This is a genomic window from Streptomyces longhuiensis (genome assembly GCF_020616555.1).
Classification (GTDB): domain Bacteria; phylum Actinomycetota; class Actinomycetes; order Streptomycetales; family Streptomycetaceae; genus Streptomyces; species Streptomyces longhuiensis.
Genome location: NZ_CP085173.1, coordinates 601,025 through 624,485, shown reverse-complemented (window position 1 = coordinate 624,485; position 23,461 = coordinate 601,025). Strand labels below are relative to the sequence as shown.

Sequence of the window (23,461 nt, the reverse complement as noted above, 5' to 3'; positions counted from 1 at the left end):
CTTGCGCGTACTGCTCACCGGACACCACGGCTACCTCGGCACCGTCATGGCCCCGGTCCTCACGGCCGCCGGACACGAGGTCGTCGGCCTCGACGCCGGCCTGTTCACCGACTGCGTGCTCGGCCCGCAGCCCGCGGACCCCGAGGGACATCGGGTGGACCTGCGCGATGTCACGGCTGAACACGTGGCCGGGGTGGATGCCGTGATCCACCTGGCCGCGCTGTCCAACGACCCGCTGGGGTCCCTGGCGCCCGAGCTCACCTACGACATCAACCACCACGCCTCCGTCCGCCTTGCCCGGCTGGCTCGCGAGGCCGGAGTGCGGCGCTTCCTGTACGCGTCCACCTGCTCCGTCTACGGCGCCGCGGGCGGTGACGACCTGGTCGGCGAGGACGCCCCGCTGCGCCCGGTGACCCCGTACGCGGAGTCGAAGGTGCGGGTGGAGGACGACCTGCACGCGCTCGCCGACGACGACTTCAGCCCGGTGTACATGCGCAACGCCACCGCCTTCGGCTTCTCGCCCCGGCTGCGCGCCGACATCGTCCTGAACAACCTGGTGGGCCACGCACTCCTGTCCGGCGAGGTCCTGGTGATGTCCGACGGCACCCCCTGGCGCCCGCTCGTGCACGCCGCCGACATCGCGAAGGCCTTCACGGCCGCGCTGACCGCGCCGCGCGAAGCGGTGCACGACCGGGCGTTCAACATCGGCAGCGAGGTCAACAACGTCACGGTCGCCGAGATCGCCGATCAGGTCGCCGAGGCGGTGACCGGCTCGAAGGTGGTGATCACGGGGGAGACCGGGGCCGATCCGCGCTCCTACCGGGTCGACTTCTCCCGCTTCCGCGCCGCGATCCCCGGCTTCGACTGCGAGTGGACGGTGAAGCAGGGCGCGCTCGAACTCGCCGACGCCTACCGCAAGTTCGACCTGACCCGGGAGGACTTCGAGCGACGCTTCACCCGCCTCGCCGTGCTGCGCGCGGCGTCCGAGGCCGGTGCCGTCGACGACACCCTGCGGTGGAGCCGATGACCTCGCCCGGCGCGCAGATGCACGAGCTGGTGGAGCGGTTGTACCCGCTGTGCCGGAGCATCACCGGCGACGGTGTGCGCGCCACCCTGGACATCGTCAACGAGTACGTCCCGCTGCAGATGCACGAGGTACCGACGGGGACCCAGGTCCTCGACTGGACGGTGCCGCAGGAGTGGAACATCCGGGACGCGTACGTCGCCGACCCCGCCGGCAACCGCGTCGTCGACTTCGCGGCGTCCAGCCTGCACGTGCTCGGCTACAGCGTGCCGGTGTCGAGGACGATGCCGCTGGCCGAGCTGCGCGCGCACCTGCACACCCTTCCGGACCACCCGAACTGGGTCCCGTACCGCACGAGTTACTACAAGCCGGAGTGGGGGTTCTGCCTGGCCCAGGAGACCTTGGACGCGCTGCCGGACGGCGAGTACGAGGTGCGCATCGAGTCCACGCTCGCGGACGGCCACCTCACCTACGCCGAGCACGTGGTCCCCGGCCAGGTCCCCGACGAGGTGATCGTCTCCTGCCACACCTGCCACCCGTCGCTGGCCAACGACAACCTGGCCGGCATCGCAGTGGCGACGTTCCTGGCCCGCGCCCTCGCGCAGGAGACGCCGTACTACACCTACCGGTTCATCTACGCGCCCGGCACCATCGGGGCGATCACCTGGCTGGCCCGTAACGCGGAGCGGATCGAGCGGGTCAAGCACGGCCTCGTGCTGGCCTGCGCCGGTGACGCGGGCCGGCTGACGTACAAGCAGAGCAGGCGCGGCGACGCGGAGATCGACCGGGTGATGCGGCATGTGCTGGCCGCCTCCGAACGCCCGCACCACGTCACCGAGTTCACGCCGTACGGATACGACGAGCGGCAGTACTGCTCGCCCGGGTTCGACCTCGGCGTTGGCTCGCTCAGCCGGACCCCGTACGCCGGGTATCCCGAGTACCACACGTCGGCGGACAACCCGGACTTCGTCTCCCCGGAGGCGATGGCGGACACCCTCGCCGTCTGCCGCGAGGCGTTCGCCGTCCTCGACCGCAACCGGCAGTACGTCAACCTCAGCCCGTTCGGCGAACCCCAGTTGGGGCGCCGGGGGTTGTACGACTCGCTCGGTGGACGCAGCGACGCCCAGCAGGCCCAGATGGCCATGCTCTGGGTGCTCAGCCTCTCCGACGGCGAGCAGAGTCTGCTGGACATCGCCGAACGGTCCTGCCTGCCGTTCGACACCGTGGCCGACGCAGCCGACGCCCTGCGCGGCGCCGGGCTGATCAAGGCCTGACGCCGATGACCATCGAGGGGGAGAAGACGAGGCCGACGGCCGCGGCCGCCAGGCGGGGCGTCGTCGGCCGGCTGTCCTGGGGACTGGCCGACCAGGCGGCCTCCAGCCTGTCCAACTTCGCGGTGGGGATCTACGTGGCCCGCTCGCTGGGGGTGACCGCGTTCGGCGTGTTCAGCCTGGCCTGGGTGACGTACGGCGTGGTGCTCAGCGTCTCGCGCGGTGTGGGCACCGACCCGCTCGTGGTGCGCTTCAGCGGCGTGCCGGACGCGTCCTGGCGCGGGGCGGTGGCCCGGTCGTCGGGTACCGCGCTCGGCGTCGGTGCCGCCATCGGCACGGTGTGCCTGGCGGTCGGCCTCGCGCTCGGCGGCAGCGTGGGGATCGCCTTCGCCTGCCTCGGCGTCATGCTGCCGGGGCTGCTCCTGCAGGACGCCTGGCGGTACGCGTTCTTCGCCGCCGGGACCGGGCGCAAGGCGTTCGTCAACGACCTCGTGTGGGGCGTCGCCCTCGTCCCCGCGATGGTCGTGGCCGCCCGCGTGGGCAGCGTGGCCGCGTTCGTGCTCGCCTGGGGCGCGTCCGCCGCGGTGGCCGCGCTGTACGGCTGCCTCCAGTCAGGCATCCGGCCCCGGTTGACCGGGGCGCGCCAGTGGCTGAGCACCCACCGCGATCTCGGCTACCGGTACCTGGTCGAGAACACCTGCCTCAGCGGTGCGAGCCAGCTGCGGGCGTACGGGCTCGGCGCGATCGTCGGGGTCGGCGCGGTGGGTGCGGTCCGGGGCGCGGAGCTCCTGCTCGGCCCGTTCCTCGCCGTGCTGATGGGGCTGTCCCTGGTCACCGTCGCCGAGGCGGCACGGGTGCTGCGGCAGGCCCCGCACCGCCTCGGATCGTTCTGCCTCCTCCTCGGCGGCGGGCAGGCCGTCGCCGCGCTGCTCTGGGGCACGGCACTGCTGCTGATGCCGGACCGCCTCGGCGAGTTCGTACTCGGCGACGTGTGGCACGACGCCTCCCAGCTCATCCTGCCGGCCGTGCTCGGTGTCGCGGGCGCAGGCCTGGGCACCGGGGCGGCCGCCGGGCTGCGCGCGCTCGCCGCGGCCCGGCGCAGCCTGCGCAGCCAGTTGTTCGCCTCCGCCTGCTACGTCAGCGGCGGACTCGGCGGGGCGGTCGCCGCCGGCACGGTCGGCTCCGCCTGGGGCGTCGCCGTCGCGACCCTCTGCGGCTCGGCCGTGTGGTGGCTGCAACTGCGGACCGCCCTGCGTGAGCACCACCAGAACCACATCCGTGAAGTGAGGACGCCATGACCCCCCACCGCCCCCGGCTGAGCATCGGCCTGCCCGTGTACAACGGCGAGGAGTACCTGGCCGAGTCGTTCGACGCCTTGCTCGGCCAGACGTACGAGGACTTCGAACTGGTCGTCACCGACAACGCCTCGACCGACGGGACCGAGGAGATCTGCCGCAAGTACGCCGCGCGGGACTCGCGCATCCGGTACCTCCGGCTGCCCCGGAACATCGGTGCCGCACCGAACCACAACTACGTGTTCACCCAGTGCCGGGGCGAACTGTTCAAGTGGGCCTCGCACGACGACCTGTACGCCCGGGACCTGCTGCGGCGCTGCGTGGAGGCGCTGGACGAGCGGCCGGACGTGGTCCTCGCGCACTCCGGCCAGGCCGTCATCGACGGCGACGGCCAGGTCAAGGTCCCGTACGAGTACGGCATCGCCACCGACTCGCCTGACGCGCCGGAGCGCTTCCGCAGCTTCCTGTTCGAACCCGGTGGTGACGACTTCTACGGAGTGATGCGGGCCGACATGCTGCGCCGGGTGAAGCCGCACGACAGCTACCACCACGCGGACCGCACGTTCGTCGCCGAGATCGTCCTGCACGGGCCCTTCCACCAGGTGCCGGAGCTGCTGTACTTCCGTCGCGACCACCCCACCCGCGCCGAGCGGGCCAACCCCTCCAAGCGTTCCCGCTGCGTCAACCTGGACCCGCGCCGCGCTGGCCCGCTGCACCCGACGCCCAGGCTGCTCAGCGAGTACGTCTGGGGCTTCATCTCGGCCATCCGGCGGGCGCCGCTGTCCCCGGCCGACCGGCGCGCCTGCTACCGCCACCTCTCCGCTTGGATGACCAGCCGTATCCGGCCCGGCGCCGGCGAGCGGGTCGAGGACCGCGCACCGGTCGACCCCGCCGGGCTCGCCGTCTCCGTCGACGCCCTCGTCGCCGGGCGTGAAAATCGCGAAGGGAAGCAGGCATGACGCCCGTGCGCGTCGGAGTGTTCGGCCTGCTCGGCTCCGGCAACCTCGGCAACGACGGGTCGCTCGAAGCCGTGCTCGGCTACCTGCGCGCCGAGCACCCGGGGGCGGTCGTCGACGCGCTGTGCGGCGGACCCGAGATCGTGGCGACCCGGTACAACATCCCCGCGACGCGGCTGCATTGGTACCGCGGGGAGTACCGGAGCGCTTCGCGGGCGGGCGCGATGGCGGGGAAGGGGCTCGGCAAACTCGTCGACGTCCTCCGCACCGCTGCCTGGGTGCGCCGGCACGACGTGGTGATCGTGCCGGGCATGGGCGTCCTGGAGGCCACCCTTCCGCTGCGGCCGTGGGGCTTCCCGTACGCGCTGTTCCTGCTCTGCGCGTCCGGCCGGTTGCTCGGGACCCGGGTCGCGCTGGTCAGCGTCGGCGCGGACACGATCGCCAACCGGTCGACCCGGGCGCTGGTGCGCTGGTCGGCGCGGCTCGCCGCCTACCGCTCCTACCGCGACGACCTGTCCCGCGACGCCATGCGGGCGATGGGCGTCGACACCGCGCGCGACGAGGTCTACCCGGACCTCGCCTTCTCCCTGCCTGCGCCGCCGGCGAGCGTGCCCTCGGATCCGCCGAGCGGCCCGGTCTGCGTCGGCGTCATGGCCTTCCACGGCGGTGACGGCGACCGAGCCCGCGCCGAGGAGATCCATCGGCGTTACCTCGACGGGACCATCCGGTTTGTCCGCGCGCTGGTCGAGGACGGCAGGCCGGTCCGACTGCTCATGGGCGACGAGTGCGACGCACCGGTGGTCGCCGCGATCCTCGACGCGGTCGAGTCACCGCTGGTCACCGCCGCCGAGGCGGTCTCGCTCGCGGACCTGATGAAGGAGATGGCGGCCGCCGACACCGTGGTGGCGACCCGCTACCACAACCTGATATGCGCCCTGAAGGTCGGCGTGCCGACGCTCGCGCTCAGCTACGCGGCCAAAAGCGACGCGCTCATGGAGCGGATGGGTCTCGCCGCCTACTCCCACCCGGCCCGCGACGTTGACGCCGACCGGTTGCTTCACCAGTTCCGGGCTCTGGAACAGCGAACGGCGGAACTCCGGCGGACCCTCACCGACCGGAATCTGCTCGCCGTTCGGCAACTCGACGACCAGTTCGCCGCCTTGACCACGGCCCTCTTCCCGGCGGCCGACCACACCCACGCCCATGCCATGCGGGAGGCACCGTGAAAGCCATCGAAGTCCCGGAGATCGACGGCGCGTTCCTGTTCGAGCCGACGCCGTACGCCGACGAACGCGGCTTCTTCTGCCGCACCTTCGACGCCGACGTCATCCGCTCGGTGGGCCTCGACCCGGACGCCTTCGTCCAGGACAGCGTGTCCCGCTCCGTCCGGGGCGTGGTGCGCGGCCTGCACCTGCGCTCCGGCGCCGGCGAGGCCAAGCTCGTGCGCTGCTCGTACGGGAAGATCTTCGACGTCGTCGTCGACCTGCGGTCCGACTCACCGACCCACCGCAACCGCGCCTTCTTCGAACTGTCCGGCGACACGCAGGTGACGCTCTACATCCCGGCGGGCTGCGCGCACGGCTTCCAGGCGCTGACCGAGACCGCCGACACCTCGTACCGGATCGACCGCCCGCACGATCCGACCGAGGACGTGACGATCGCCTTCGACGACCCGGAACTCGCCGTCCCCTGGCCGCTTCCGCCCGTATCGATGTCCCAACGGGACCGGGAGGCGCCGAGCCTCGCCGTGGCCCTGAAGCAGAAAGAGAGCTGAAGTCAGCGTGGACACCGAAGAGTTCACCCTGCCCCGGTCGCAGCAGGCGAACGAGCGGCTGCACGCCCTGATCCCCGGGGGCGCGCACACCTACGCCAAGGGCGAGGACCAGTACCCCGAGCACCTGGCCCCGGTCATCAGCCACGGCCACGGCGCCCACGTGTGGGACATCGACGACAACCGCTACATCGAGTACGGCTCAGGACTGCGGTCGGTCAGCCTCGGCCATGCCCACCCGCGCGTGCTCGAAGCGGTGCGGCGGGAGATCGACCGCGGCAGCAACTTCGTCCGTCCGTCCATCGTGGAGGTCGAGGCCGCCGAACGCTTCCTGGCCACGGTGCCGACCGCCGAGATGGTCAAGTTCGCGAAGAACGGCTCCGACGTCACCACCGCCGCGGTACGCCTGGCCCGTGCCGCCACCGGGCGCCCGCGGGTGGCCATCTGCGGCGACCATCCGTTCTTCTCCGTCGACGACTGGTTCATCGGCACCACACCGATGTCCGCCGGCATCCCCGCGCAGACCACCGAGCTCACCGTGGCGTTCCCCTACGGAGATCTGGCCGCCACGGAGGAGGTGCTCAGCCGGTACGAGGACGAGGTCGCGTGCCTGATCCTCGAACCCGCCGGCCACAGCGAGCCGCCGGCCGGGTATCTCGAAGGCCTGCGTGAACTGGCCGACCGGTACGGCTGCGTACTGATCTTCGACGAGATGATCACCGGTCTGCGCTGGTCCGAGGCGGGCGCCCAGGGCCTGTACGGCGTCACCCCCGACCTCTCCACGTTCGGCAAGGCGCTGGGGAACGGGTTCGCCGTCTCGGCGCTGGCCGGGCGCCGCGACCTGATGGAGCGGGGCGGCCTGCGCCACTCAGGGGACCGGGTGTTCCTGCTGTCCACGACGCACGGTGCGGAGACGCACTCGCTGGCCGCCGCGATGGCCGTGCTCACCACGTACACCGAGGAGGGCATCACCGCGCGCCTGCACGCCCTGGGCGAGCGGTTGGCCGCCGGAGTCCGCGAGGCAGCGGCCGGCATGGGCGTGGGCGACCACGTCGTCGTCCGTGGCCGTGCCAGCAACCTGGTTTTCGCCACCCTCGACGAGAACCTGCAGCCGTCGCAGGAGTACCGCACCCTGTTCCTGCGCCGGCTCCTCGCGGGCGGAGTCCTCGCCCCGTCGTTCGTGGTGAGCAGCGCGCTCGACGACGCGGACATCGACCGTACTGTCGAGGTGGTGGCTCAGGCGTGCGCGGTGTACCGGAAGGCGCTGGACGCCGCTGACCCCACTTCCTGGATGGGCGGGCGGCCGGTGAAACCGGTCTTCCGGCGCTTGGCGTGACGAGACGGGCTGCGCCGTCACGTCACGTCACGTGATGGTCAGGGAAGCTTCCGCCGACCGGCGTCGGACATCCTGTCCTCCAGCCGGTCGGCAGCTCTCTCGCTCAGCCGGTCGGCCGTCCGGTCGACCAGCCAGGCGGTCGCCGGTGTCACCGCCAGCGCGGTGCACCAGCCGCCGAGAACGTCCGTCGGGTAGTGCGCGCCCAGGACGACCTGTGCCCAGCCCATGGCGGCGCCGGCGCCCAGCGCCGCGCCGAGCACGAGTGAGGTGCCGGCCGCCCCTCCGAGGCTGAGCCGGCCGGTCGCGAGCAGCGCCACCACGAGGGCGAGCGCGGTGGCGAAGGCGGTGTGCCCGCTCGGGTAGGCCAGGTTGTCGTCGCCATGGATGGTGCGTCCCACCACGTGCTTGAGCAGCGTCGTCGTTCCTACGGTGAAGGAGACGCCGGCGACGACGAGCACCGCTGCGCGAGGACTGCGCAGCAGCAGGCAGCCCGTCACGACGCCCACGATCAGCATCGCCGATCCCGCGGGATCGCCCAAGAAGTCCATGGCCTGAGCGACGTGCCACCACGGCGGCCCCACACCCTCCACCGCCGACCAGACTCGCCCGTCCACCCTGCCGGGTTGGCTGTCCCCGGCATACAGAACCCCGAGCACGACGACCACCAGCGCGGCGAGCCCTCCGGTCAGCCCGAGCCGCACGCGCAGCGACGGGAGCAGCATCGCGGATACCTGACGGTGGTTCATAAGCCCACCGCGTCAAGTACGAACTGGACTGCGCCGACTTCCACTTCAGCTCCGGCCAGGCGATCCAACGCGAGCCCTCCCCATCGTGTCCGAACCACCGTCCAGCGACCACAACTGCCCACGGGAGCACTGATCAGCCGCTCCTTGCCACCCTAACCAACCGCGCCCTGTTCGATCTGTCACTTTGGCGTACGGATGCACACGATCCATCCCAAAACGGATCCCCACGGTCCGCTCGCCGATAACTCCGTTCAAATAGAAGGGCGTCTGGCGCCTGGCGCCGGAGGTCAGGCCGGTTCGTCGGTGGACGCCTGCCGTCGCTTGCTCGGCTCGTGGGCACCTGCGTGTCAGAGCAATCCAGAGAGGCGCTTCCTGCTGGGTGTGAAGGGCCGGGGTTTTCGTCGAGTTGCGTCGCCCTGATGCATTGTTTGGGCGGCTTATGGGGGCTTGCCTGCGAGTGCGGTGTGGCATTGACGGTGGTTGTAGATGCGGCCGGTCGCGTTCGTAGCGGCGGATGACCTGTCCGGTGGGTCGGTGCATGAAGCCGTGAACGGGCAGGCGGGCGTTGCGGTGGAGCATGAAGGCCTAGGTGTGGTGCGGTCCTGGCCGGCTCCACCACATCGCAGGTCTTCGCCACGGTGCCATGATCACGCGCGCCAAAGCAGCTCCCGGCCAAAGTCACTACGCCGACCTCGCTCCTGCGCCTCCGGCTGTACGGACTGGCGACCAGGTGGAACTGCCCGAGGCTGGATTGCAGGGCCTGTCAGTGGCGCTTAGCGTGATGTCGGGGCCTCCAGCGGCAGCTGCGCTGCGGCGAGCGGTCCTGATCACGGACCTCCGTGGGCCGCACGAATCCGCGCGTTCACATGATCATGCGGGGCGCGTCGGTGAAGGCCTGGAGGGGGACCCGACGCCGAATGACACTCTGCGCGCGGGCCTGCTCTGTCGGTGAGGAAAGGTCTGGAGCCTGGCCGCCGACGAGAATGCCGGCGCCGGCATCGTTCCTGTCCAGACCGCCCGCCGAGTTCGTCGGGCGCTGAGAGACGAGGTCACTCATGCCGCAATCCATGCGCGCGCTCGTAGCCGGAAAGGTTGGCGAGCCGGCCGATGTCCTGCGGCTGGAATCCCGTCCTGTTCCCACGCCAGAAGCCGGGCAGGCGTTGATCCGCGTCAAGGCGACTCCGATTCACGCCAGTGATCTGCACGTGCTGCGTGGCCGCTACGGTTTCTCCCCCGAGTTTCCCGCTGTCGGGGGTCACATGGAGTGCGTGGGCCGTATCGAGGCCCTGGGCCCGGATACCGAGGGACTGAAGACCGGTGAGCGCGTGGTGGCCGTTGCTGTCCCGGCGGTACCCGGGCCGCATGTGGCCGGCACTTGGCAGGAATACCTAGTCGCCGATACACGAAGGCTCCTGCCGGTCCCCGAAGACCTGAGCGACTCCAGCGCCTGCCAGCTCGCCGTCAACCCGTTGACCGCGCTGCTACTGGTGACTCGCGAACTCGACGTACAGCCTGGTGAATGGTTGTTGCAGACGGCCGCGGGCTCCACTGTCGGCCGGCTTGTCATTCAGCTGGCCAGGCATCTGGGTATTCGCACGATCAATGTCGTGCGGCGGCGCGCTGCCGTCGAGGAGATCAAGGCGCTTGGTGGTGACGAGGTCATCTGCACAGAGGACGAGGACCTGTTGCAGCGCGTGGCTGAGATTGCAGGACCGGCCGGCGTGCGCAAGGCCACCGACTGCGTCGCGGGTGACGTTGGTGCCCAGGTGTCCCAGGCATTGGCTCCGGGAGGAGTGGTCGTGGTCTACGGCGCGCTCTCCACCCATCGGCAGACTGACCCGGCAGCGCTGACGATCCCGCTGCTCGCACGCTCGGTCATCTACGAGACCAAAGCAGTCCGCGGCTTCTGGCTGAACCGCTGGTTCGGGGCTGCCTCACCTGCGGATGCGCTGCGCGCACTGTCCGAGGTCCGCAGCCTCGTCGCTGATGAAGTGCTGAGCATCCCCCAAGGCAAGCCGTTCCCGCTCGAACGCTTCACTGAAGCCATCTCGTTCGCCGAAGCACCCGCACATGGCGCAAAACCGCTCTTCGTCTTCGAGGATGGCCAGGACGAAGAAGGCACGTAGGACGCGGCCCGGCCGGTGCTGGGCGCAGTGCGGCGGCGATGCAAGATCGCCGACAACCGCGGCGCCGCCCAGCTCGGGCAGTCTGCACGGCTCGGCCAGCCGGTGAGCTCCTGCCCGGTCGATGACCCCGCCACCAGAGACCTCACCTGCATCGCTGCTATCGCAGTGGGGCAAGGCGGGCCCTGAGCGTACGGAACTCATTGCCTTCGGGGTCGGCCAGGACCTGTCGCTGCTCTTCCCCGGTCTGCCCGATGTTGGCCGGGTGTGCACCGAGCTTCAGGGTCTACCGTGCTGCCAGCGGTGAGCGGGGGACGAACTGTGGGCCGATCATGGTGGTTGATGCAGGGGGACGCGCACGGTTGGCACCCTCGTGCTCGACCAGGTAGCCCAGCCGTGGTTTGAATGTCGCTTGTCGCCGACTCTCGCTTGGGAGCCCGCTTCGCCCGCGACTACGAAACCCACCCCCACCCCTTCGAAGCCATGATCCACGTCGCGATGATCGACCTCATGAGTCGACGACGGACCCGTGAATCCGCTCCGCGCTTGCGCAACACCTGACCCCCGCACCGAACACGACCTCAACGGTGCAAGGTGCTCTTCTAGGGCAGCAGCTTCTCGACCGCCGCCGCCCCCTCGGCTTCCAGCTTGCGGCGGGCCCAGTCGAGGCTCGCAGGCGTGACGTCCCTGCCCGTCGCCATCACCAGGTCCTGAGGCGTGACATCCCTGGAGGGAGCGGAGTGAAGCAAGGCGTCCGGGGTGCGGCGGTTGTCGGCCGACCAAGACTCTTCGGGTGCTGACGTAGACATGTTGCCTCCTCATCGGCCCGGATGACCGCATCCGTGCCGGTACCGCAGAACGGGGCACACTCTCACCATTGCCCGCCTCGGCGCACCCTGCATCCGGAGGCCGGTACGGCGTGGCCAGGAGCGCCTGCGCACGCCGCGGCGCCTCACTCGCTCCTAAGCTGGAAGCAGCCCGCACACCAGACCGGGGAGGCCTCAGATGGCCGAGACATCCTTCGAGCAGCACCGGTCCCAAAGCCCCCGCTACCTGCCGATCGCCGAGCACGGACTCATCGGTGACCTGCGCAGTGTGGCCCTGGTAGGCACCAACGGCACGATCGACTGGTACTGCTGCCCCTCCTTCGACTCACCGAGCGTGTTCGCGGCGATCCTCGACGCCGAGCGCGGTGGCCGCTTCGAGCTGGCCGCCGCCGTACCCGCTCGCACCAAGCAGTTCTACTTCCCCGACACCAACGTCCTGATCACCCGCTTCTTCACCGAGGAGGGCGTCGGCGAGGTGCAGGACTTCATGCCCGTTTGTTGTGACGGCTCGGGCGAGGGGTGCCGGCACCGGCTGATCCGGCGCGTGGTGTGTGTGCGCGGCACCGTGCCGTTCCGGTCCCTGATCGCCCCGCGGTTCAACTATGGCGCCGATCCGCACACCCTGCGGTCCCTGGACGGCATGATCCTCTTCGAGTCCCCGGAGCGCTCCCTGGCGCTCACGTCCACCGTCGCGATGGAGAGCGGCGGCGGCGACGCGTGGGCCGACTTCAAGCTGGGGGAGGGGGAGACGGCGGTGTTCGCCCTCGACCAGCTCGACGATCACGTGATGCCGCGCGGCTGCGCCCATGCCGAGGCCGAGCACGAGTTCAACGCCACCGTCTCCTACTGGCGGCACTGGCTGCACGAGTCGCGCTACCGAGGCCGCTGGCGCGAGATGGTGCATCGCTCCGCTCTCACCCTGAAGCTCCTCACCTATGCCCCGACCGGCGCCATCGTCGCCGCACCCACCACCAGCCTGCCCGAGCAGCTCGGCGGCGAGCGCAACTGGGACTACCGCTACGTGTGGGTCCGCGACGCGGCCTTCGCCGTCTACGCGCTGCTCAGGCTCGGCTTCAGCGGGGAGGCCGAGGCCTTCATGAACTTCCTGATGACGCACATCGGCCCCGGTGACGGCGCCGGCTCCGGGCCGCTCCAGATCATGTACGGCATCGACGGCCGCTGCGACCTGCCCGAACGCGCGCTGTCCCACCTGGAGGGATACCAGGGTTCCGCGCCGGTCCGGGTCGGCAACGCAGCCGCCGACCAGCTCCAGCTCGACATCTACGGCGCCCTCATCGACTCCGTCTACCTCTACGACAAGTGGGCGCAGCCCATCTCCAGCGGGCAGTGGGACGACCTGTGCCAGTTGGTCGACTGGGTGTGCGACAACTGGGACCAGCCCGACGAGGGGGTCTGGGAGACCCGCGGCGGCCGCAAGAACTTCCTGTACTCGCAGCTGATGTGCTGGGTCGCGATCGAGCGGGCCATCCGTCTCGCCAACCGCCGAGGGCTGCCCGCCGACCATCGCCGCTGGCGCCAGGTCAGGGACACCATCTACCGACGGATCATGGACCACGGCTGGTCGGAGCGTCGGAGCGCCTTCGTACAGTACGAGGACGCCGACGTGCTCGACGCCTCCGTGCTGATGATGCCGCTCGCCAAGTTCATCGCGCCCACCGACCCGAAGTGGCTGTCCACCTTGGACGCCCTCACCGAGGACCTGGTCTCCGATTCCCTCGTTTACCGTTACGACCCGCAGGTCAGCCCCGACGGACTGCGCGGCGACGAGGGAACCTTTTCCATCTGCTCCTTCTGGTACGTCGAGTCACTGGTCCGGGCCGGCCGGCTCGACGAGGCCCGGCTGGCGTTCGAGAAGATGCTTACCTACGCCAACCATCTCGGCCTGTACGCCGAGGAGATCGGCCGCACCGGTGAGCAACAGGGCAACTTCCCGCAGGCGTTCACCCACCTGTCCCTGATCAGCGCGGCCTTCAACCTCGACCGCGCCCTCGGCTGAGGCCGGGGACTTCGGCCGACGGTTCCAGCACGAGAAGAGGCTGGAGACCGGTTGCGGCGGCTGTGGTCAGCAAGGTCCTCAGCCGCCTGCACGTGGTCCTGCCACGGCAATGCGGTTGCTGTCCGTGTTTGGTGTTCGCACAGGTGGGGGCGGGTGCGAACCCCTTCGAGGGGCAGCGTGTCCGGCGGGGCGAGCGCGTTGCGCGGGTACAAAATTCGGTGTGTGAGACTCCGGCGATGGTCGGTGGATCGCCTCCTGGAGCGGCCGTCGGGCCGCGTTCTGGTGGTCTTTCCGTTCGCTCTGATCGTGGTGATCACCGTTGTGGACGTCCACTCCCGCCGGATGTCCACCTGGGCCCGCTACTCGTCATCGCACCGGCCCTGATCGCCTCCGTCGCGGGACCTCGGCTCACTGCCCTGGTCGGCGCCCTGGCTGTGGCCGCCCAGATGATCGTTGGGGTGCTGCACGGTGGGTTCGGGACGTCCAGTCACATCTCGCAGATCGTCTCGCTCACTGTGCTGTCCGTGCTGATCGTGATCTTCTGTCGTGCGCGGGAGCGGCGCAGCCGGCAGCTCAACCGTGTGCGGTCGGTGTCCGAGACGGCGCAGCTGGTGCTGCTGAAACCCTCACCCCCCAGAGTGGGGCCGCTGCGTGTGGAGTGGCTGTATCTGGCGGCGGAGGACGAGACCAAGATCGGGGGCGACCTCCTTGCCTTCGCCCGCACCGCTCACCCCAGCACCCGCGCGGTCTGCGGCGACGTACGCGGCAAGGGTCTCGCCTCGATCGGTAAGGCGGCGGTGGTGCTCGGAGCGTTCCGCGAGGGGCGCTCACCGGCAGACCGCACTGACCGACTTGGTGGCAGCCATGGAGGACAGCGTCAGCCGGAACCTGGAAGAGGTCGCCGCTACCGAACGCGACGCCGGGGAGCACTTCGTCACCGCCCTCGTGCTGGACATCCCGGACGATGGCCCGCACGCGGAGATGAAGAGCTGCGGCCATCCACCGCCACTGCTGGTGCGCGAGCGCCAGGTCACGAAGCTGCCGTCGCGCCACCCCGCACCGCCCCTGGGGACGGGTGCGCTGTCCGCGCCGGTTCTGCGCACTGACCGCTTCGCCTTCACTCCTGGTGACTGCCTGGTTCTCTGTACCGATGGAGTCATCGAAGCCCGCTCACCCACCGGTGCGTTCTACCCGCTCGCCGAGCGGGTCGCCTCGTTCCCCGTGGCCGGCCCCGACTCCTTGCTGCGCCACATCCACAGAGACCTGCTCGTCCACACCGGCGGGCAGCTCAACGACGACATCGCGCTGCTCATCATCGAACGCGTCCCCGCCCCGCCACCCGCTCCACCCACACCCCAACGGCCATCCGGCCGAGGAACGTGCCGATACGCGTCCGCGCGAAACGCCGCCGTCAACGGCACGCGAGCAGAACATCCGCCCCGCAGCTCGGATGCGGATCCCTGTGTCCACACCCCGGCCGCGCGGATGAACATCCTCAGCCCTCGACGGTTGCGATGTGGCGAGCATCCCCCCACTCGCTACGCCTGTCACATGCGGTGCGCGGAGCCCTCCATGGTCGCGGCAGGTCAGGCGAGCGGCGTGCGTCGCACCGGCCCGGCTGTGCCGAGGTGGCTGGCCGGAACGTCAGGTGAGTGCTCACAAGGCTGTGCCACCAGCAGGTTTGCCCGCTGTGAGGGCGTCGCTCGAGCCGATCGACCGGATTCGGTGCCGAGATGATTGCCCGCTCAAGATGACGTGGAGTGAATAGGGAGTAGCGTTTACCAGTGAGACCGCAACCCGGGACGCGCCACATCGGCGAAGTCTTCTCGCGGTGGACAGTGCTTCTGCTGCGGGGTTCGCGTGTGGACCGTACATGGCCGGCACAGCCGGTGGATGGCAACGGCCACGGCGTGTCTTTCAATTTCCAGAGCGGTGACATTTCGACCGCGCGCCCTGTCCTTCTTGCGTGCGCGGCCATCCATCTCGCGTTCGGGTGCGCGAGACGATGGAAGGGAGAATGGGCTCATGCGAGCACTTCGCGTGAAGCGCGTCGTCGCGGTGACTGCCACTGGCGTTCTGATGGCTGGTGGCGCCGCGATCGGCGCAGCGGGGACGGCCTCGGCCTCGACCAACTCGGGCTCGAACCACTACAACTCCAGCTACTGGGATTGCTACAACCGCGGCTGGAACTGGCACTGGAGCTGGAAGTTCAACCGTTGTGACTACTACGGCCACTACCGGCACAGTGGCTACGGTCGCAACTACTACAACTACAACGACTACGGTCGCGTCTACTTCAACGACTACGGTCGCCGTGGCTACAACGACTACGGTCGCGGTGGCTACAACGACTACGGTCGCGGTGACTACGGTCGTGGCAACTACGGTGGCGGCGGCTATGGCGGCGGTGGCTACGGCGGTGGCGGTGACCACGGCGGCGGTGGCTACGGCGGCGGTGGCGGTGGCTACGGCGGCGGTGGTGGCGGCTACGGCGGTGGCGGCGACGGCGGCGGTGGCGGTGGCTACGGCGGCGGCGGGGGCGGCGACGGCGGCGGCGGTGGCGGCGGCTACGGCGGCGGCGGGGGCGGTGGCGGCGGACGTTGACTGTCTGCCTGCTGAGAGCACGGTGTGCGGGCCCGGTCAGCACCGGGGCCGCACACCGCGTTACTCCCAGCTCGCCCCCACAGTGGGCGTGCGGCACCCGCGCGGCTAACGAGCGCACACACCCGTAGAGGCCGGCTGTGCTGTCTACGACGTACCAGGGGGCACGGAATTCGTTCGCTGCCACAGACAGACGCTTCTAGTCTGCGTCGGGTGATGACAGCTGACGACGTGCAGTTTGTTCTAACTCTGCTGCGACGGGCGAACGTTGACGTCTGGATCGGGGGAAGGTGGGGGATCGATGCTCTGCTCGGCGAACAGACCCGAGACCACCGCGATCTGGACTTGATGCACCGGCAAGACCAGGAAGCCGCTGCGTTGAGGGCCCTTGGTGAGGCGGGCTTCGCGGAGAGCGTGGATTGGAGACCCATCCGATTCGTCATGGCAGCTGCGGACGGACGGGAGATCGACCTTCACCCGCTGGTGTTTGCCGACGACGGCTCAGCAATGCAGGCATCACCCGAACCGCAGCGCCCTTTCACCTACCCCCGCTCGTGTTTTGTGACCGGCATCATCAAGGGATGTTCCGTCCCGTGCTTGTCGGCCGAGCAGCAGGTCTATTTCCACCAGGGATACGAGCCGTCGGAACGCGATCGGCACGACATGGCACAACTGCGCCGGAGCTCCGGGATCACCACGCACTTTTGATCCAGCCTGATCCAAAAGGCCCCGGCGTTCCGCCTTCTACCACGTTCTCACGCCCAGCTTTGCTTTCTACGACTTGATGTTCAATCAGTGCCGTCCTGCGGAGGCCTTGGAGATGTACGTGGGCGCCACGTACATCCAGCACAACCCGGAGGTGGCCGAAGGCAAGCAGGCTTTCGGGTGGTGTGCGGTGATCGTGTTTCAAGCGGGCCTGGGCGGACCCGGTGAGTTTGCAGACCCTGGCCAGCGCGGCGGTCGGGCTGCCCTGGCTTCGGGTGATCTTGGTCCGGAGTCTCAACCGTGCTGAAAGTGGACCCGATCGGGCTGGTGGTGCGCAGGTGCGCCCGGTGCTCGGCGGGGAAGTTGTAGGACGCGAGGAGTTCGTCGACGCCATCGGTGATCTTCTTCACGGCCTTGGGCTATTTCCCGCCGTTGGCGCGCTCGAGGTCCTTCATGGCGTGGTCGCGGTCCTCGACGTTGTAGATCTCCTGCAGGGCCTCCTTCGCGCCGGGCTCGAAAGGACGTCCTGCTCGCCTTCCTCTGACGCCCACCGACCACGGCACCCACTTGCGGACAACTCCGAGGGTCGCAGCCTGTGGGCGAGACGGCCGGGCTCGATGCGCACTTCCACACTGGGAGAGTGGTCGGCCACGACGGGCTTGGCCGAAACCCGACAGCCCACTGGTCTGTCCGTTGCTGCCCCAATAAGGCTCTGCTACAACAGCATCCCTCAGGCCAGATTCATACCCGGGGGACTCATGTCTTCGCAGCCGCCTCCACCGCCTCAACCAGCGCCTGGAGGGCCGCAGCCTCCGCCTTCCGGGACGTCCACTCCAGCACCTCAACCTCCCCCGTACGGACCAGTCCCGCAGCCCGCACCGCCCACCCCTCAGCCTCAGCCCGAGCGCCCGTGGTGGCGTAACTCGACAATCATGGCTGCTCTCATCCCCACGGTCGTGTTCGGTGGACTGGCCGGCTACCTCGCTTGGGACGGCAACCGATCGAGTGACACAAGCGCGACAGCGGACAAGGAAACCAACGACCGAGAGAAGGCAGAGAAAGCCGCGGCAGACCGGGTCGCCAAAGGGGCCCCCATCAAGGTCACCCGTGGCGAGCCGCCGAGCATCGCGTACCAATTCGCCTTCCGGAAGCGCACGTACAACTTCCCTGAGGTCGCCGACAGCACAGAGTGGGACCAGCGGTTCAACGACTGGCTCACCACAAACGGTGGCCGTCCGATCGGCTTGTACTCGGTCAGGTTCACGATCAAGGCCCTCAAGGCTGACACGACCACAATTCAGGACTTCCGCCTCAAGAACCGGCACTGCAGCAACGAGGTCGCAGCGACCGTCGACGACGTCAAACGGAACATGCACGGGACTCTCGTGTTTCCTCCGGCCATGGGCGGGCCAGGGGAGGACGTGAAACGGGACGTGCTGGGTTTCGACGTCAGCCAGTACGACGCCTTGCGCGCGTACCGGATGAAGGACGGTTACCGCAAGCTCGGAGTACCCAGCGTAGGCACTGACACCCAGGTCCCCCTCGAACGGAGCTTTTCCGCAAATCCCGTCGTGATGGAACAGAACGACGCTCGTACCTTCGACGTCTACTTCGCCTCGGGACTCGACTGCACCTTCGGCCTCGAGGTCAACGTGACCGTCGACGCCACAGACACTTGGGTGACTATCCCAATCGGCGCCGGATGGGACAAGGGGAACAGCACAGCCATTGCCGGGCCCGACGAGCCGTACGACACTCTGGTGCGTCCGAAGGCTGACGGGGCAGGCATGGAGGCCGGAAACGCAATGCGCGAGGGTGGCGTTCCTTCGGTCAGCATCACGGTGAATGACGTTCCCTAGCCGTCTGAGGGTGCTATGCCCTTCATGCAGCGCGGCCGCCATGTAGTCGTCGGGCTTCGTCCCTGGGGTGGTGCACAACGTTCCCGAACACCACCTGGCCGCGGGCTTCAGATCGCGTGCCGGCCGGCGGCGCGGCCTGATGACGTGCGGCCTTCCAGGCCCTTGGGGGCCGGCACGACATTCAAGGTGGTGTAGGTACCCATCCTCCTCCTCCCGGGCGCCCGACAGCACGCGCCTTCCAGCCGGCCCGATCCGGAAGACGCCTACTGGCGGCGCGAGATCCAGGAGGCCAGGCGGTGGCTGCGGGAGACGGGGCGCAGCGTGCTTCGGGTGCCGTTCGTGTCGTCCGATGACGCGCAGCCGCACGAACCGGCCGGTACGGCTGGGTTGCGTTCCTCGCTGAGCCGCAGCATCCGAAGCGGTGCTGAGAGATGCAGGTCGCGCCTGTACCGCGTTCGAGTTCTCACGCCCGCGCCTGAGAAGGCCAAGCGGCCGTAGCGGGAACAGACGGTCCGGCCGGCACTGTTGCATCGACCGGGGGACCGGCGTCGCACGGGTGGGAGCGAGGTCATTCGCCTCGACAGGATCCGGGCCCAGTGCTCGCGGAATGCCCGCCGTGGACTCGAACCAAGACCTATTTCTGCAGGAGGACTTATTCATGACTGACCGACCCTTGACGCTGATGGCAGTGCACGCTCATCCCGACGACGAGGCCACCGGAACCGGAGGGGTCCTCGCGCGGTACGCGGCGGAGGGCATCCGCACGGTTCTCGTGACGTGTACCGACGGCGGTTGCGGTGACGGACCGGGAGGTGTCAAGCCGGGCGATCCCGGGCACGATCCCGCGGCCGTCGCCTCGATGCGCCGTCAAGAACTCGAAGCGAGCTGTGACGTCCTCAAGATCAGCGATCTGGAGATGCTCGACTACGCCGACTCCGGAATGATGGGCTGGCCGAGCAACGACGCCCCCGGATCCTTCTGGCAGACCCCCGTCCGGGAAGGCGCCGCCCGACTCGCGGAACTCATGCGGCACTACCGACCTGATGTGGTCGTCACCTATGACGAGAACGGCTTCTACGGCCACCCCGACCACATCCAGGCCCACCGCATCACGATGGCGGCGCTTGAGCTGACCGAGCTGACACCGAAGGTGTACTGGACGACGATGCCGCGTTCGGGGATGCAACGGTTCGGCGAGATCATGCGCGAGTTTCATGAGGACATGCCGGAGCCGGATCCTGCCGAGACCGCCGCATTGGCCGAGATCGGCCTCCCCGACGACGAGATCACCACGTGGGTGGACACCACCGCGTTCAGCGGTCAGAAGTTCGACGCGCTGGCCGCGCACGCCAGTCAGGGCGAGAACATCTTCTTTCTCAAGATGGGCAAGGAGAGGTTCGGCGAGTTGATGGGCATGGAGACCTTCGTACGTGTCCAGGACGCCACCGGCGCGGCCGTACCCGAGAACGATCTCTTCGCCGGACTGCGCTGATCCGACCTCCGACCAGGGCATGGAAAATGCCAGTTCGTTGTCGCATAGCTGAGCTGTCTCCTGCCGGACCCGTCACGTCGACGACGGGGTTCCTGCCCCGAGAGGGGTCACCGTTCCCGCAGATCCGGCAGGGGCGCCTCGTGGGCCCCGCTTCAGTTCTCTGCCGCTCGGCATAGAACTGAATAGAGGTCAGTTGCTGACCCTGAGGAGGGGCGGCGTGATGCCGGTCCCGTCGGGGTTGACGAGGAGCCAGTCGCCGTGGCGGCCGGGCACAAGTTGGGCGGCCTCGGCGACGTCGTCGGTGCCCTCGCGGATCAGCGGCCCCTCGGCGAGGTGTCCGGTGCGCGGGTCGAGGGAGCCGATCCGCCCGCCCGCGAGGATGGCGAGTCGGTTCCCGGGCAGCCGGGTGAGGGCCGTGACCGGCCCGTCCGTTCCGGTGTGCCACAGTCGCTGTCCGCTGCCGAGCCGGTAGCCGGACACGGCGCCGGGGACGGCCTCGCCCGGCTTCGTCACCGCGGTCACCAGAACGTCTCCGGCGACCGCGGCACGGAGCGCGGGCCGGGCGTCGAAGCCCTGTTCGGTGTCCACGGTCATGCGCAAGTCTTCCTCGCGCCCCGAGACCTTCACCGACCCGCGCAGGCGGTCCTGGTCGCCGAAGGCGAGCACAGCATCGGTGCCACGGTCATCCTTCTCCTTGAGCCAGAGCACGAACGGCCGGGCGGAGAGGACCATGGCCGCTTCCCAGCGGCTCTCCGCCGGGAGCGCGGTACGGCGGACGTGCGTGCCGGTCGAGGTGTCGAGCGAGACCAGTTCCAGCGAGCGGAACTTGGAGCCGCTCATGCACTGGACGACCACCCGGGTACGGGCCGCCGCGGCCGAGGCGACAACCGGCGAGCATTCCTTGCCGAGGTCCAGTTTCCAGCGCGGGACGCCCGCGCGCAGGGTGAAGCCCCTTACGGCGGTGTCCTCCAGAGCGACGGCGACGCCGCTGTCGGCGGCCAGCCGGCCGTCGGTGGGCGGCTCGAACCCGGCGCCGCCCTTGATCTTCCGCTCCCAGAGTTTGCGGCCGCTCGTGATGTCCACACCCCACACTGTGTCGCACGGTTCGTCCTCGCGGCCGAAGGCGATCACACCGACGCCGTCGACCACGGTGTCGCTCATCGCGCACGCCGATCCGCGCACGGGCGCGTCAAGGCTCCAGCGCTCATGCCCGTCGGCGAGGTCGTAGCTGGTGAGACCGTCGGTGCGGGCGCGGACGACGGTGCTGTCCACGGGCCAGTTGCCCACGCCCCTGACGGTGCCAGGCCGGTCGACCGGCGCGACCCAGGCCCGGTCGAGGACGGGGCCGCGCATCCACGCGTACGCCTGCCATCCCGGCCAGAGGGCGAGGAGGATGCCCGTGACGACGAGCACGGCGGGCAGCGCCTTGCCGGGCCGGACCCTGGTCAGTTCGGCGACCCGCCAGTTGACCAGGAGCGTACCCGCGAAGGTGCACAGGAACGCCAGCAGGATGGTGGGGGTGGTGCCGTCGGGGCAGGGGCTGAAACGGCCGCCGCACGCGTTGCCCGGTATCGAGGTCCAGCCGAACCAGTGGAAGGCCACCGCGAGTCCGACGACCAGCCCGGCCGCCACGACGAGCAACGCCTCCCCCCACATGGCTCCCCGTGTTCTGCGCGCAGGTCTGCTGTCCTCCACCACGTCGCCCCCCAGGCGTCAACTGCCTTATCTCTTCCCAGAGATGCGGCGATCGATCCTAACTCCCCGAGCGGTGGAGCGGCCCGAGGGAGAGACAGCGGTGCGCCCGGGCCGCCCAGAGGTCAGGACCTGGCATTCACCAGTGCCACCAGTCGGTCGACGGGCATCGAGCTCGCTTCGCAGTGTGTTCGCGCGCGGACGCGTCGGCCACCCGCTGCACCCGGGACTTCAGGTCTCGGGTCGTTGACTCCTCGCGATCGTCTCGTGGCATGGTCCACGCCGACACGATCGGAGTGGGCAAGGGGCGCTTCACGATCGACCTGGACAGCTGACTGACCCTGCCGCCGCCCGGTAAGAAGGCTGGCCCCTCCAGGGCCAGGGGCCACTGGCTCGATCGAGCCCACTGGCGACGTCGTCAAGGGACTCGATCCCAGCGCATTGGTGCAGCCTGACGGATTCGGATCTCGTTCTGCCGTACGGGGGCAGAGGCGGAACAGGTACTGCGGCCTGCCGACAGACGATGGGCGCGGAGCCGGACGACTGCTGGCAGTCCGAAGGGACGCCGGTGGTCTTCCCCGTGCGGGATATTGCCGAGGTGCTGGCGCGCGTGATGGATCCGGGTACGGCGCATGCCTAGGAGGACAAAACAGTGGCATCAGCCCGGACTTCGGTTCATGACCGGAGCCCCGGCATTCGTGCCCTGGTGTCGACCGTGGAGGGCGGGTCTATCGGGGTTCGTGGGCTGCCAACCGGCACGCGCCGGTCGCAGCGCCGCCCGGTACTCCGGCCGCCGTCAACCCGCTCACACAGCCCTGCAGGTCGCCGCTCACGCCACGGTGGCATGCCGTAGAGACGGCGTCGGCAGCGCTGGCACCTGCCTGGGTGGCCATGTTGGTGCAGGCGGGGATGTCCGCGTGGGAGGCGGGGGCGGTGAGAGCTGTGGCGCCGAGGGTGAGGGTCAGGCCGGTGAGGACACCGGCGACGCGGGTCGACGTGGGCATGGGACGCACCTGCTTTCCGGGATTGTCACGCGGCCCGGCCCCGGCCTCGAACCGTGCGGGAAGGGGGCCGAGCGGCGCTCGGCGAGTAGTTCTCCTCGGTGCTGGAGCAGGAGTGTTGTGGAGTCGCCCACGGCATCCAGTCCCGGGGCGGCCGCAGGGGAACAACCCCAGGATGTGCGCGACCTGAGGTGAGATGGACACCTCCGCACGGTGTCTGTGGAGGCGCGCCACCTGCTACTTCCACCGTACGACGGGGGGCTCCCCACCACGAGCCGATCGGGCCCGATGGCGGCCGGGCACGCTGTGTGCACAACCGGTCCCGCAGTCGCCGGAGGTCGGTATGCCGACGTAGCGGGGCGAGAACTCGGGCTGAGGCGGCGGGGTTGTCGCGATCTGGCGACGGGCCGCACATCACGGTCCCCGTCCCGCCGGGGGAGTACGTACTGGAGGAGGCGCAGGCCCGCCACACTTGGCGTAGCGAGTGGGCGGGGAGCGAAGTCACACGTACCGCCACCACGGCCGTCCGTGTGCTTGTCGGCGAGAGCCCTGCCGCGAGTTGGGAGATGGCCCGTCGGCCCGACGACGACCTCCGCCTGCTCCGAGAAGACGGAATCTTCGGCTTCGACACCGCCCTCCGACGGCGAACTGGCGGCCTTCGGTACGACAGGGGACGGCACCTGTCCCGTCTGGGTCGGCCGCTCCGAGGCCGGCGAGGTGGTCGGGGTCGTGGTGCTGGTGGAGC

General features: G+C 69.3%; 20 protein-coding genes and 4 pseudogenes. 17 read left to right on the top strand and 7 right to left on the bottom strand.

The window, feature by feature from the left end; translation table 11 throughout:
• Nucleotide 1: 1 nt before the first annotated feature.
• Genes LGI35_RS03095 through LGI35_RS03065 form a run of 7 tightly spaced genes read left to right on the top strand, consistent with a single transcriptional unit; the run spans nt 2 to nt 7,653 of the window.
• Nucleotides 2–1,027, top strand: a complete 1,026-nt coding sequence (locus tag LGI35_RS03095; protein WP_227292072.1) for an NAD-dependent epimerase/dehydratase family protein — start codon at nt 2–4, stop codon at nt 1,025–1,027.
• On the top strand, nt 1,024–2,298 hold the full coding sequence (locus tag LGI35_RS03090) for a DUF4910 domain-containing protein (RefSeq protein WP_227292070.1): 1,275 nt from the start codon (nt 1,024–1,026) through the stop codon (nt 2,296–2,298). The genes LGI35_RS03095 and LGI35_RS03090 overlap by 4 nt, the downstream gene beginning before the upstream one ends.
• A 5-nt stretch (nt 2,299–2,303) precedes the next feature.
• Entirely contained in the window at nt 2,304–3,593 is a 1,290-nt protein-coding gene (locus tag LGI35_RS03085; RefSeq protein WP_227292068.1) for an MATE family efflux transporter, read from the top strand.
• The gene (locus tag LGI35_RS03080; RefSeq protein ID WP_227292066.1) at nt 3,590–4,549 is read left to right on the top strand and encodes a glycosyltransferase family 2 protein; all 960 of its coding nucleotides are present in this window, start codon (nt 3,590–3,592) and stop codon (nt 4,547–4,549) included. The genes LGI35_RS03085 and LGI35_RS03080 overlap by 4 nt, the downstream gene beginning before the upstream one ends.
• The gene (locus LGI35_RS03075) at nt 4,546–5,772 is read left to right on the top strand and encodes a polysaccharide pyruvyl transferase family protein (protein WP_227292064.1); all 1,227 of its coding nucleotides are present in this window, start codon (nt 4,546–4,548) and stop codon (nt 5,770–5,772) included. Before LGI35_RS03080 ends, LGI35_RS03075 begins: the two co-directional genes overlap by 4 nt.
• On the top strand, nt 5,769–6,320 hold the full coding sequence (locus tag LGI35_RS03070; protein ID WP_227292055.1) for a dTDP-4-dehydrorhamnose 3,5-epimerase family protein: 552 nt from the start codon (nt 5,769–5,771) through the stop codon (nt 6,318–6,320). Before LGI35_RS03075 ends, LGI35_RS03070 begins: the two co-directional genes overlap by 4 nt.
• A 7-nt stretch (nt 6,321–6,327) precedes the next feature.
• On the top strand, nt 6,328–7,653 hold the full coding sequence (locus LGI35_RS03065; protein ID WP_227292053.1) for a glutamate-1-semialdehyde 2,1-aminomutase: 1,326 nt from the start codon (nt 6,328–6,330) through the stop codon (nt 7,651–7,653).
• A 38-nt stretch (nt 7,654–7,691) separates the two neighbouring features.
• Here LGI35_RS03065 and LGI35_RS03060 read toward each other — a convergent pair whose 3' ends face one another.
• Together LGI35_RS03060 and LGI35_RS03055 are read right to left on the bottom strand one after the other, a co-directional pair.
• Nucleotides 7,692–8,399, bottom strand: a complete 708-nt coding sequence (locus LGI35_RS03060; protein ID WP_227292051.1) for a phosphatase PAP2 family protein — start codon at nt 8,397–8,399, stop codon at nt 7,692–7,694.
• Between the two features lie 862 nt (nt 8,400–9,261).
• Complete coding sequence (locus tag LGI35_RS03055; protein WP_227292041.1) at nt 9,262–9,456, bottom strand: hypothetical protein; 195 nt, start codon at nt 9,454–9,456, stop codon at nt 9,262–9,264.
• Between the two features lie 10 nt (nt 9,457–9,466).
• Between LGI35_RS03055 and LGI35_RS03050 the strand changes: the two genes are divergently transcribed.
• The gene (locus LGI35_RS03050) at nt 9,467–10,525 is read left to right on the top strand and encodes a zinc-dependent alcohol dehydrogenase family protein (RefSeq protein ID WP_227292039.1); all 1,059 of its coding nucleotides are present in this window, start codon (nt 9,467–9,469) and stop codon (nt 10,523–10,525) included.
• A gap of 157 nt (nt 10,526–10,682) precedes the next feature.
• On the opposite strand, the pseudogene LGI35_RS03045 reads toward LGI35_RS03050, so the two are convergent.
• Nucleotides 10,683–10,805, bottom strand: a pseudogene (locus LGI35_RS03045) (VOC family protein); the annotation flags it as partial.
• Between the two features lie 155 nt (nt 10,806–10,960).
• Here LGI35_RS03045 and LGI35_RS03040 point away from each other — a divergent pair.
• Nucleotides 10,961–11,083 (top strand): annotated as a pseudogene (locus tag LGI35_RS03040) (IS5 family transposase); the annotation flags it as partial.
• Between the two features lie 41 nt (nt 11,084–11,124).
• On the opposite strand, the gene LGI35_RS03035 reads toward LGI35_RS03040, so the two are convergent.
• Nucleotides 11,125–11,331 (bottom strand): hypothetical protein, encoded by a 207-nt coding sequence (locus LGI35_RS03035; protein ID WP_227292036.1) that lies wholly within the window; start codon nt 11,329–11,331, stop codon nt 11,125–11,127.
• A gap of 196 nt (nt 11,332–11,527) precedes the next feature.
• On the opposite strand from LGI35_RS03035, the gene LGI35_RS03030 reads away from it, so the two are divergent.
• The 5 genes from LGI35_RS03030 to LGI35_RS03015 all read left to right on the top strand — a co-directional run bounded on the left by LGI35_RS03030 (nt 11,528) and on the right by LGI35_RS03015 (nt 16,675).
• Entirely contained in the window at nt 11,528–13,366 is a 1,839-nt protein-coding gene (locus tag LGI35_RS03030; RefSeq protein WP_227292035.1) for a glycoside hydrolase family 15 protein, read from the top strand.
• Between the two features lie 222 nt (nt 13,367–13,588).
• Nucleotides 13,589–13,750 (top strand): hypothetical protein, encoded by a 162-nt coding sequence (locus tag LGI35_RS46345; protein WP_341483341.1) that lies wholly within the window; start codon nt 13,589–13,591, stop codon nt 13,748–13,750.
• 267 nt (nt 13,751–14,017) lie between these two features.
• Nucleotides 14,018–15,103: a PP2C family protein-serine/threonine phosphatase gene (locus LGI35_RS46340; protein WP_341483340.1), complete on the top strand. Its 1,086-nt coding sequence runs from the start codon at nt 14,018–14,020 to the stop codon at nt 15,101–15,103.
• 321 nt (nt 15,104–15,424) lie between these two features.
• Complete coding sequence (locus LGI35_RS03020) at nt 15,425–15,970, top strand: hypothetical protein (protein ID WP_227300769.1); 546 nt, start codon at nt 15,425–15,427, stop codon at nt 15,968–15,970.
• A gap of 213 nt (nt 15,971–16,183) precedes the next feature.
• Nucleotides 16,184–16,675 (top strand): nucleotidyltransferase domain-containing protein, encoded by a 492-nt coding sequence (locus tag LGI35_RS03015; protein ID WP_227292033.1) that lies wholly within the window; start codon nt 16,184–16,186, stop codon nt 16,673–16,675.
• 202 nt (nt 16,676–16,877) lie between these two features.
• On the opposite strand, the pseudogene LGI35_RS46540 reads toward LGI35_RS03015, so the two are convergent.
• Nucleotides 16,878–17,184: pseudogene (locus LGI35_RS46540) on the bottom strand (transposase); the annotation flags it as partial.
• A 420-nt stretch (nt 17,185–17,604) separates the two neighbouring features.
• Here LGI35_RS46540 and LGI35_RS03005 point away from each other — a divergent pair.
• Both LGI35_RS03005 and LGI35_RS03000 read left to right on the top strand, forming a co-directional pair.
• Nucleotides 17,605–18,531, top strand: coding sequence for a hypothetical protein (locus tag LGI35_RS03005; RefSeq protein ID WP_227292031.1), 927 nt, complete (start codon nt 17,605–17,607; stop codon nt 18,529–18,531).
• A gap of 658 nt (nt 18,532–19,189) precedes the next feature.
• The gene (locus LGI35_RS03000; protein ID WP_227292029.1) at nt 19,190–20,023 is read left to right on the top strand and encodes a PIG-L family deacetylase; all 834 of its coding nucleotides are present in this window, start codon (nt 19,190–19,192) and stop codon (nt 20,021–20,023) included.
• A 189-nt stretch (nt 20,024–20,212) separates the two neighbouring features.
• On the opposite strand, the gene LGI35_RS02995 is transcribed toward LGI35_RS03000, so the two are convergent.
• Nucleotides 20,213–21,679: an outer membrane protein assembly factor BamB family protein gene (locus LGI35_RS02995; protein WP_227292024.1), complete on the bottom strand. Its 1,467-nt coding sequence runs from the start codon at nt 21,677–21,679 to the stop codon at nt 20,213–20,215.
• A 764-nt stretch (nt 21,680–22,443) separates the two neighbouring features.
• Complete coding sequence (locus tag LGI35_RS02990; protein ID WP_227292023.1) at nt 22,444–22,719, bottom strand: hypothetical protein; 276 nt, start codon at nt 22,717–22,719, stop codon at nt 22,444–22,446.
• A gap of 98 nt (nt 22,720–22,817) precedes the next feature.
• Here LGI35_RS02990 and LGI35_RS46330 point away from each other — a divergent pair.
• A pseudogene (locus LGI35_RS46330) lies at nt 22,818–23,285 on the top strand (hypothetical protein); the annotation flags it as partial.
• Between the last annotated feature and the right edge of the window lie 176 nt (nt 23,286–23,461).